This is a genomic window from Deltaproteobacteria bacterium RBG_16_64_85, from assembly GCA_001798885.1.
Classification (GTDB): domain Bacteria; phylum Desulfobacterota; class Deferrimicrobia; order Deferrimicrobiales; family Deferrimicrobiaceae; genus FEB-35.
Window position 1 is genome coordinate 77,351 of sequence record MGQW01000080.1, and the last position, 8,502, is coordinate 85,852.

At 64.6% G+C, this 8,502-nt stretch carries 13 protein-coding genes and 1 tRNA gene; 12 read left to right on the top strand and 2 right to left on the bottom strand.

What is annotated here, in order from left to right; all coding sequences use genetic code 11:
- The first annotated feature begins 31 nt into the window (after positions 1-31).
- The 6 genes from A2Z13_07005 to A2Z13_07030 all read left to right on the top strand — a co-directional run bounded on the left by A2Z13_07005 (position 32) and on the right by A2Z13_07030 (position 3,115).
- The gene (locus A2Z13_07005) at positions 32-262 is read left to right on the top strand and encodes a hypothetical protein (GenBank protein ID OGP76754.1); all 231 of its coding nucleotides are present in this window, start codon (positions 32-34) and stop codon (positions 260-262) included.
- 145 nt (positions 263-407) lie between these two features.
- Positions 408-1,769: a hypothetical protein gene (locus A2Z13_07010; protein OGP76755.1), complete on the top strand. Its 1,362-nt coding sequence runs from the start codon at positions 408-410 to the stop codon at positions 1,767-1,769.
- A gap of 232 nt (positions 1,770-2,001) precedes the next feature.
- Positions 2,002-2,193: a hypothetical protein gene (locus tag A2Z13_07015; GenBank protein OGP76756.1), complete on the top strand. Its 192-nt coding sequence runs from the start codon at positions 2,002-2,004 to the stop codon at positions 2,191-2,193.
- 12 nt (positions 2,194-2,205) lie between these two features.
- Positions 2,206-2,421: a hypothetical protein gene (locus A2Z13_07020; protein OGP76757.1), complete on the top strand. Its 216-nt coding sequence runs from the start codon at positions 2,206-2,208 to the stop codon at positions 2,419-2,421.
- Positions 2,422-2,476: 55 nt separating this feature from the next.
- Positions 2,477-2,674, top strand: a complete 198-nt coding sequence (locus tag A2Z13_07025) for a hypothetical protein (protein ID OGP76758.1) — start codon at positions 2,477-2,479, stop codon at positions 2,672-2,674.
- A 57-nt stretch (positions 2,675-2,731) separates the two neighbouring features.
- Positions 2,732-3,115, top strand: a complete 384-nt coding sequence (locus A2Z13_07030; protein ID OGP76759.1) for a hypothetical protein — start codon at positions 2,732-2,734, stop codon at positions 3,113-3,115.
- A gap of 16 nt (positions 3,116-3,131) precedes the next feature.
- On the opposite strand, the gene A2Z13_07035 is transcribed toward A2Z13_07030, so the two are convergent.
- Positions 3,132-3,695 (bottom strand): GTP cyclohydrolase I FolE, encoded by a 564-nt coding sequence (locus A2Z13_07035; protein ID OGP76798.1) that lies wholly within the window; start codon positions 3,693-3,695, stop codon positions 3,132-3,134.
- 37 nt (positions 3,696-3,732) lie between these two features.
- Here A2Z13_07035 and A2Z13_07040 point away from each other — a divergent pair, with 37 nt between their 5' ends.
- The 5 genes from A2Z13_07040 to A2Z13_07060 all read left to right on the top strand — a co-directional run bounded on the left by A2Z13_07040 (position 3,733) and on the right by A2Z13_07060 (position 6,701).
- Entirely contained in the window at positions 3,733-4,266 is a 534-nt protein-coding gene (locus A2Z13_07040; GenBank protein ID OGP76760.1) for a hypothetical protein, read from the top strand.
- 89 nt (positions 4,267-4,355) lie between these two features.
- Positions 4,356-4,943, top strand: coding sequence for a hypothetical protein (locus tag A2Z13_07045; GenBank protein ID OGP76761.1), 588 nt, complete (start codon positions 4,356-4,358; stop codon positions 4,941-4,943).
- 48 nt (positions 4,944-4,991) lie between these two features.
- Positions 4,992-5,594: a hypothetical protein gene (locus tag A2Z13_07050; protein ID OGP76762.1), complete on the top strand. Its 603-nt coding sequence runs from the start codon at positions 4,992-4,994 to the stop codon at positions 5,592-5,594.
- Between the two features lie 29 nt (positions 5,595-5,623).
- Positions 5,624-6,253: a hypothetical protein gene (locus A2Z13_07055; protein OGP76763.1), complete on the top strand. Its 630-nt coding sequence runs from the start codon at positions 5,624-5,626 to the stop codon at positions 6,251-6,253.
- A 16-nt stretch (positions 6,254-6,269) separates the two neighbouring features.
- Positions 6,270-6,701: a tRNA-specific adenosine deaminase gene (locus A2Z13_07060; GenBank protein ID OGP76764.1), complete on the top strand. Its 432-nt coding sequence runs from the start codon at positions 6,270-6,272 to the stop codon at positions 6,699-6,701.
- 3 nt (positions 6,702-6,704) lie between these two features.
- On the opposite strand, the gene A2Z13_07065 is transcribed toward A2Z13_07060, so the two are convergent.
- On the bottom strand, positions 6,705-8,126 hold the full coding sequence (locus tag A2Z13_07065; protein OGP76799.1) for a cardiolipin synthase: 1,422 nt from the start codon (positions 8,124-8,126) through the stop codon (positions 6,705-6,707).
- 86 nt (positions 8,127-8,212) lie between these two features.
- Here A2Z13_07065 and A2Z13_07070 point away from each other — a divergent pair.
- Positions 8,213-8,305 (top strand) — tRNA-Ser (locus tag A2Z13_07070).
- Positions 8,306-8,502: the final 197 nt, after the last annotated feature.

Below are 8,502 nucleotides of genomic sequence, written 5' to 3' on the forward strand. Positions count from 1 at the left end.
CGCCATCCTCGGCTTCGGCATCAAGGGGGGGATGGAGGCGGGGAAGAAGTTCATCGACAACCTGAAGCTTTTCTCGCTCCTGGCCAACATCGGGGACGCCAAGAGCCTGGTGATCCACCCGGCGTCGACGACCCACCAGCAGCTGACGCCCGAGGAACGACTGGAGACGGGGGTCACCGACGATTTCATCCGCCTGTCGGTCGGCCTCGAAAACATCGACGACATCCTCGAGGACCTGGACCAGGCGCTGCGGAAGCAGTGAAAGCGATTCGCTGACATCTCGTGGAACCGGGGATCTCCCTTCCTGCCCGGGTCCCTTTTTTTTCCGCCGTGATACAATCCCCTTCATGACTCGCGACGAAATGTTGCACCCTGCCGGATCGGTGGCGGCGCCACACAGCGAAAAGATGCTTTCCGCGATCCTTCACAGCCTGAGCGAGGCGGTGATCACGGTCGACCGGGACCACACGATCTCCTCGTTCAACCGCGCGGCGGAGCGCCTGTTCGGCATTCCGGCGGAAGAGGCGCTGGGCAAGGACTGCCGGAGGATCCTGCGGGCGAGCTTCGGCCCCGCGCAGCACGACTGCCCGATGGGAGACCTGACGGAAGGAGGGAGGCCGCGCAACGACGTGGACGGGACGCTGGTGCGGGCCGACGGCCGGATCGTCCCGGTCAGCGCGAGCTGGGCCTTCTTCGAGGGCGACGCCGGGGAGAGGCTGGGCTTCGTCATTTCCTTCCGGAGCTTCGAGGAGATCGAGCGGCTCGCCGAGGAGCGGAAGGGGAAGTTCCCTCTCCGCGACATCGTCGGGAAGACCCCGAACATCCGGCGGATCTTCGACATGATCGACGTGGTGAAGGACACCGACTCCACCGTGCTCGTCACGGGCGAGAGCGGGACGGGGAAGGGCCTCTTCGCCCGGGCCATCCACGACCTCTCCCCGCGCCGGGAGAAGCCGTTCGTCAAGGTCCATTGCGCCGCGCTTACGGAGACGCTCCTGGAGTCCGAGCTGTTCGGCCACGTCAAGGGGGCGTTCACCGGGGCGATCGCCGACAAGGTGGGGAGGTTCGAGGCGGCCGATGGGGGCACGATCTTCCTGGACGAGATCGGGGAGATCTCCCCCGCCCTGCAGGTGGGTCTCCTGCGCGTCCTCCAGGACCGGGAGTTCGAGCGGGTGGGCAGCAGCAAGACCCAGCGCGCCGACGTCCGCGTGATCGCGGCCACCAACAAGGACCTTAAAGCGGCCATGGCCGCGGGGCAGTTCCGTGGAGACCTGTTCTATCGGCTCAACGTCATCCCGATCTCCGTTCCCCCCTTGCGCGAACGGCGTGAGGACATTCCCCTCCTCGTGGACCACGTGCTGAAGCGGCTGAAGCGGCGCGGGATGGAGCGGGTCAAGGCGGTGTCTCCCGAGGCGATGCGCTGCCTCATGGAGTACCCGTGGCCGGGGAACATCCGGGAGCTGGAGAACGTCCTGGAGCGCGGAATGGTGTGCGCCAGGGGAAGGGTTCTCTCCGTGGAGGACCTGCCGGACGAGCTGCGGGAGCGTTGCCGTCCCCGGAGGGAATCGTCTCCTACGGTGCCGTCCGACGGCGGGAGTGCGGAGGCCCCTGGAATCGACGCCGCAGGAGGCGCCAGGAAAGAGGGGGAACAAGAGGGTCTCCTTCGGACGCTGGAAATGCACCGTTGGAACCGGAAGGATGCGGCCGCCGCGTTGGGGATCGACCGCACCACGCTATGGCGAAGAATGAAGCGCCTGGGGTTGGCCTGATTTCCCTATCTCGCTACGTTTCGTTGCAAGCCGGGGGGCGGATCGTCCTTTTCCGGGGCTGGCCGAGTTCAGTAAAGGCAATAATTAAATCTATCTAATACCCGTTCAAACGGTTATCGATTAAACAGGATACCCTGAAGAAATTGGCACCGCTTATGCTTTCTTTACGGTATGGGAATCGGTGTTGCGGCAACAAAGCAGCGACAACGGAAACATCAGGAGGAAAGCGGCAATGAACGTGGAAAGATGGATACGGGTGATCGCGGGGTTATTCGTGCTGAGCAGTCTCGCTCTCGGGTATTATGTCAGCAGGTACTGGTTCCTGTTCACCGCCTTCGTCGGCCTGAACCTTTTCCAGTCGGGCCTGACAAAGTGGTGCTTGATGGAAGATATCCTGAAGAAACTCGGCGTGTCCGAGAGATAAGGGGAGGGAGTGATGCCGCTTTACGAATACCGGTGCGGGGCGTGCTCGCGCGTTTTCGAAGCGTACACGCGCCTCTCCGACGATGGCAAGAAGGCGGCCTGCCCGGCCTGCGGGGGCGCCTCGGAGAAGATCGGGATCTCCCTGTTCCGTACCGCGGGGGCGGGAGAAGGCTCCAAGCCTGGCGGTTCGTCGTGCAGGGGAGGGTCCCGCCGCTCGCCGTTCAGATGAACGTGAGGAGCGTCCGGCGGTCGCCGGGAGCGAGAGCCCAACTGCTTGAATACACATGGAGGGAACGAGCTCCGAGCCCGCCGCCGACGAGCAGGAGGAAAAGCCCGCAGGGATGCGGGCGTCAGGCGGGCGAGGCGGGAAAACGCTCGAATACCTCCGACAGGAAGAAGCAATGACAGCAGACTGGATGCCGCTGGTACTGATCGCCGTCGTGTTCGCCGTCTACTTCCTGGCCGGCCGCGGGGGCGGTTGAGGATCCTGCTGAGCGCAGCCCAGCGGCAGGGTGCCGGGGGAGGAAGGAGGCCTTTCGATGTTCATCACGGTGAAGAGCGGGAAATCCCTCGGCGATGTCCGCCAGAAGTTCGAGGACGCCGCGGCCGAGCGGAAGTTCGGCGTGCAGGCCATTCATAATGTGACGGCGACGCTCCGGTCCAAGGGGCTTGCGTTCGGTCGAACGCTCTACATTTACGAAGTGTGCAACCCGGTGGCCGCGAAGAAGGTCCTGGACACGAACATCAAGATTGCGACGGCGCTTCCTTGCCGCGTCACCATCTACGTGGACGGGAAGGACGTCGTGCTCGAGACCCTCAAGCCAACGATCCTGTTGAAAATGTTCAACGAGCCGGAGCTGGAAGCCACGGCGAAGGAAGTCGAGGCGGCGATCGAAGAAATCATGCGGGAAGCTGCGAAGTAGGGCCCGCCGCCCGGGGTTACCGCAGGATGTTCAAGGTAGGCTTGATGAGTTCGAGGAATTCCATCCGCGTCGACTCGCGCGTCCGGAAGACACCCAGCATCGCGGAGGTTACCGCTTTGGAGTTCTGCTTCTCCACGCCGCGCATCATCATGCACAGGTGAAACGCCTCGATCACAACCGCCACGCCCTGCGGCTTCAGCGTGTCCATGATCGCCGTGGCGATCTCCTGGGTCAGCCGCTCCTGGACCTGGAGCCGTCGTGCGTAAAGCTCGACCACCCGGGCGATCTTGGACAACCCCACGATGTTTTTCTTCGGCAGGTACGCCACGTGGCACTTTCCGAAAAAGGGGAGAATGTGGTGTTCGCACAGGGAGAAGATGTCGATGTCCTTGACGATCACCATCTCGTCGTACTGCTCGTGGAATAGAGCGCGCTGAAGGACCTCCCGGGGGTCTTGGGTATAGCCGGAAGTGAGGAAGCCGATCGCCTTCTGGTACCGCTCCGGGGTCTGCTTCAACCCTTCCCGGTCGGGGTCCTCCCCAATCTTGATCAGCAAGTTTCGTATCAGATCCTGCATAATGGAACCATCATATAGCACGGGGGGGGGTTCGCCCAAAATGAAAAAGGGACCGGCCAGGGGAATTTCGGGGGCCATCGCCCGGGGCCTGCAGCAGGCGTTGCTGAACGAGGTGGACGGGCGGGAGTTCTACCGGATGGCGGCCCGGAGCTCCCGCCACGACGGGGCGCGGCAGATGTTCATGTTCCTGATGGAGGAGGAGGAGAAGCATCGCGTGGCGATCGTCGCCCAGATCGCCCGGATGGCCGAAGGGAACCCGCCTGCGCGGATCCGGGGGGCGGCGGATCGGAAGGCGATCCGGAAATTCCGCTCTCCGCTGTTCACGGAGGATTTCGTCGCGAAGGGGAAGGACGTGGAAGGAGAGGCGGCGGCGCTCTCGATCGGGATGACGCTGGAGAAACGGGCGATCGAACAGTTCGGCGCCCTGCGGAAGAAGGTACAGGGAGACGCCCCCGCGGAGCGGCTGTTCGACGATCTCCTCGCCTGGGAGAAGGAGCACCTCGACATCCTGGCGCGGCAGTACGAGCAGCTGCGGGAGATGTTCTGGGAGGAGGCCCGGTTTTGGCCTTTCTAGGACATGCTTTCGGGGGACATTTCCACGGGAGGCACCCCTGGTTGGTTCGGTAGTATTGTTCAAGGGTGTCCCCCACCACCGTTGAAGGAGTGTCCCCCGCCGTGCGGACCGATGAAGAGCTGATGGAGCTCTACCGGAAAGGGAGCCGCGACGCGTTCGAGGAGCTCTTCGCCCGGCATCACGGGAAGGTGATCCACTTCGCCTACCGGATGACGGGGGACCAGGCCAGGGCGGAGGAGGCGGCACAGGAGACGTTCTTGAGGATCGCCCGCGCGGCGTTCACCTGGCAGCCGAAGGCGAAGTTCTCTACCTGGATGTACACGGTCGCCCGCAGGACGACGCTCAACTTCCTCCGGGATGAGAAGGAGGAAGGGGACAAGGTGCCGATCCCCCCGGGGGAGGAAGCCTGGGACGGCTCGCCCGCGCTGCAGTTGCGGGGTCCCAACGCACTGAACCCCGAAGAGATGGCGTGGAGCTCGGAGATCCAGGAGCGGTTCGTCGAGGCCCTCCAGCGGCTTCCGGAAACCTGCCGGGCGGCGTTCGTCCTGAACCGGGGAGACGGCTTATCCTACGAGGAAGTGGCTACCGTGCTTGGAATTACGACCCAGGCGGTCAAGAGCCGCATCTTCCGGGCACGGGAAATGCTGATGGAATCCCTCTCGGGGCTGTTGCCGTGAAACCATTTTCACCCGCACGGGTTTATAAGGAAAAGCGGGGATATTTCAATGGAATGCCGTAACCTGAAAGAATCCATCAGCGCCTCGATCGACGGGGAGGTCTCCCGGGCGGAGACCCGCCGGATCGAAGAGCATCTCGAAGGGTGCGCGGAATGCCGCGATCTTGAGCGGAAGATGCGTGCGATCGGGACCGGAGTTGCGATGACCGAAGGGATCGTTCCCTCCGATTTCCGCGAAAGGTTGTTTGCCCGGATGGAGGCGGAGGACCTCCTCCCGCGGCGACGCAGCCTCTTTGTCTTCTCCATCCGGTGGGCGGCGGTTCCACTGGCGGCGGCGGTGGCGCTGGCACTGTTCCTGCTCTCGTCTCCGGAGAAGGGGAAGGATGTCGTCGCCCCGCGAGAACAGCTTCCGCACGTCGCCCGGGGTGCGCCGGTGACCGAGTCCGGGGAAGCACCTGCTTCCGCCGGCCTTCCGCGGGTGGCTGCGCAGAGACCCCCGGCCGTCCCGGTCCCGGGCCATGAGCAGCTGACGCCCGAAGACCTCGAAATCATCGCCCACCTCGACGTCCTGGAAGATCCCTCGGCCCTCGACGCGCCCGGAGATGTCGACGAGATGGAGATATTGGCGCCCCCGGGCAGGAGGCAGGGGTGAGCTTGACGTCGTGCGGCGGTTTGCGCAGAATGGTTCTGGCAGCGGCGCTTGTCGCCTTCTCTGTGGCGCTGGCGCATCCAGGTTTCGCGGCGGAAGCGCTGAATCGGGGGGAACGTCCGGATGGGATCCGGGCAAGCCGCTCTGAGGAGGAAATCACTTCCGAAAAGCTGGAACGATGGCGGCGGATGACGCCGGAAGAGCGGGAGCGGATCCGGGAGCGCTACCATCGGTGGAAGGAGCTTCCTCCGGAACAGAGGGAACGGATCCTCGAGCACCGGCAGCGCTGGCGGGAGCTCCCCGAGTCGGAACGCAATTACCTGCGGCAGCGGCGCGAGATCTTCCGCAATGCCTGGCCCGAGGAGAAGATAGTGATTAAAAAGTTCTTCCGGCGCTGGCGGGAGCTCCCCCCCGAGCGCCGCCAGACGTTGAAGCGCAAGGTCGTGGAATGGCGCGGGATGCCCGCCGCGGAACGGGACGAGCAGATGATGAACTGGCCGTTCTACCGGGATCTCCCCCCGGGCGAGCAGGGGGTCATCCAGAGATTCCTCTTCTCGGAGCCTGTTCCGCAGCCGCCGCCTGGCCGGCGAAACTCCCCGGGGAATGCCCCTTCCGAAAGCTCCGGAAGCCCGGGCGGAACGACCCGGCCTCCCAGTGAGTGATCCCCGGCAGGAATGGATGCGCATCGCGCTCCGCGAAGCGGCGAGAGCCGCAGCTTCCGGCGAGGTTCCCGTCGGCGCCGTGATTGTGGGACCATCCGGAGATATCCTCTCCCGCGCCCACAACCGTCCCGTAGCGGAGAACGATCCGACCGCCCACGCCGAAATCCTCGCCCTGCGGAAGGCGGCGAAGAAGATCGGCAACTACCGGCTCGAGGGATGCCGCCTGGTCGTGACGAACGAGCCGTGCCCGATGTGCGCGGGCGCAGCCGTCCACGCCCGCGTGGCCGAAATCATTTACGGAGCCGACGACCCGAAGACCGGCGCCGTCCGAAGCCTCTACCGGATCGCATCCGACCCCCGCCTCAACCACCGCATGTACGTCATCTCCGGCGTCCTTGCTGAAGAGTGCTCCGCCCTCCTCACGGAATTCTTCCGTTCCCGCCGCTGACGTTCAAAACAGCGGGGAGAAAATCCTCGAAGTGTCCTCCAGGAGGCGAACGAGTTTCGGCCGGCGCCCGAATGCCGCGGGGTCGAGCTCGGCGGCGAACGAGAGGTCCATTTCGAATCCTGCCGCCAGCGCATCGATCTCCTTCCGTCCGTAGAGGAAGACCCCTATCTCGAAATTGAGGAAGAAGCTCCGGATGTCCACGTTCGAGGAGCCCACGACCCCGACGTCGTCGTCGATGATGAGCACCTTGGAATGGAGGTTCGTCGGCAGGTAGAGGTAGATCTTGACGCCCGCAAGCATCAGGTCGTCGAAGTAGGAACGGCCCGCGAGTTCCACAGACTTCAGGTCCGATTTCTCCGGCACGATCAGGCGCACGTCGACCCCGCGCAGGGCGGCGTTCTCGAGGCAGGTGCTGATCGCATCGTCGGGGACGAAGTAGGGCGTTGCGATCCAGATCCTCTTGCGGGCCAGCGTGAACGCCGTGAACACCCCCCGATAGATGGGGCGCATCGCGCGGTCGGGCCCCGCAGCGATGACCTGGAGCAGTCCGTCCGACGCCCTTTCGCCGGAGGACGGCAGCGCAGGGAACAGGTTCCCTTCCGGCCCGGCCTCCTCCGTCGCGAATGCCCAGTCGTCCAGGAAAATGGCTTGCAGGTCCCGCACCCCCACCCCTTCAATCCGCACGGCGCTGTCCCGCCACAAGCCGGGACCCGCTCGCGGGTGCATGTAGCGTTTCCCGATGTTCATCCCGCCGGTGAAGGCGGCCCGCCCATCGGCGATCAGTAACTTTCGGTGGTTCCGCAGGTGGGCCGACCATTTCCGGTGCAGCGGGAGCGCGGGAAGGAACTTCGCGACTTCGCCGCCCGCCTTTCGCAGTGGCCGGACGATCTGGAGCAGCGCCCGCCAGGAGCCGACCGCGTCCAGGAGCAGCCGGACCCGGACTCCCGCTCTCGCCCGGGATGCGAGCGCGTGGATGAACCTCTTCCCGATGACGTCCACATCCAGGATGAAGAACTGGGCGTGGATGTGGTCGCGAGCCCCTTCGATCAGCTCGAGGACCGCATCGAACGCGGCCTCTCCCCCCTCGATGACGGTGACCCGGTTCCCCGCAACCGGCGGGGGCGCCCCGGACGTCATCAGGATGCGGCCGCACGTAGAGGAGAGGAGCGAAGGGAGGTTTTCCGGCCGAACCCGGTTCTCGACGGAACTCTCGATGGAGCCGACCGCGCCGATCTTTGCGCGGATGTGGCGGCGGATCCGGCGTCCCCCCACGAGGAAGTAGAGGGGAACGCCCACCACCGGAAGCAATGCGATGGAGAGCACCCACGCGACCGTGGCGGCGGGCTGGCGCCGCTCGAGGATGATCCGGGGGATCAGGATGAGGGCGAAGACGTACCCCGCCGTGGAGAGGACCAGCGCGGCAATCCGCCAGCCGTCATGCATCGCGGTCGCCTCCCTGGGCATGATTATCAGCGCCGTCGCGTTTCCGCTATAATACCTCCGTTACGCGCGGAGGGGTACCGAAGTGGCCGTAACGGGGTCGACTCGAAATCGACTTGGCGGCGCGAGCCGCCACGTGGGTTCGAATCCCACCCCCTCCGCCAATCTAACGTTTCATGTTGCGATTGGATCCCTATGACGGGATTCGAACCCGAAGCCGCCGCCGAGCGAATAGCGAGGAACAGCGCGACCTTGCGGAGCGCGGTAGGCGGCTGAGGCGGCCGGAAGGGCAGCCCCGCTCCCGGACAAAGTTCGCTCCCTGGGGTACCCTGCGTCCTGTTCTCGGAGGGGTAATGGCGTG

Coding starts and splice junctions, on each gene's coding strand:
- A2Z13_07005 (OGP76754.1), top strand. CDS start 32: ATGGAGGCGGGGAAGAAGTTCATCGACAACCTGAAGCTTTTCTCGCTC.
- A2Z13_07010 (OGP76755.1), top strand. CDS start 408: ATGCTTTCCGCGATCCTTCACAGCCTGAGCGAGGCGGTGATCACGGTC.
- A2Z13_07015 (OGP76756.1), top strand. CDS start 2,002: ATGAACGTGGAAAGATGGATACGGGTGATCGCGGGGTTATTCGTGCTG.
- A2Z13_07020 (OGP76757.1), top strand. CDS start 2,206: ATGCCGCTTTACGAATACCGGTGCGGGGCGTGCTCGCGCGTTTTCGAA.
- A2Z13_07025 (OGP76758.1), top strand. CDS start 2,477: ATGGAGGGAACGAGCTCCGAGCCCGCCGCCGACGAGCAGGAGGAAAAG.
- A2Z13_07030 (OGP76759.1), top strand. CDS start 2,732: ATGTTCATCACGGTGAAGAGCGGGAAATCCCTCGGCGATGTCCGCCAG.
- A2Z13_07040 (OGP76760.1), top strand. CDS start 3,733: ATGAAAAAGGGACCGGCCAGGGGAATTTCGGGGGCCATCGCCCGGGGC.
- A2Z13_07050 (OGP76762.1), top strand. CDS start 4,992: ATGGAATGCCGTAACCTGAAAGAATCCATCAGCGCCTCGATCGACGGG.
- A2Z13_07055 (OGP76763.1), top strand. CDS start 5,624: ATGGTTCTGGCAGCGGCGCTTGTCGCCTTCTCTGTGGCGCTGGCGCAT.
- A2Z13_07060 (OGP76764.1), top strand. CDS start 6,270: ATGCGCATCGCGCTCCGCGAAGCGGCGAGAGCCGCAGCTTCCGGCGAG.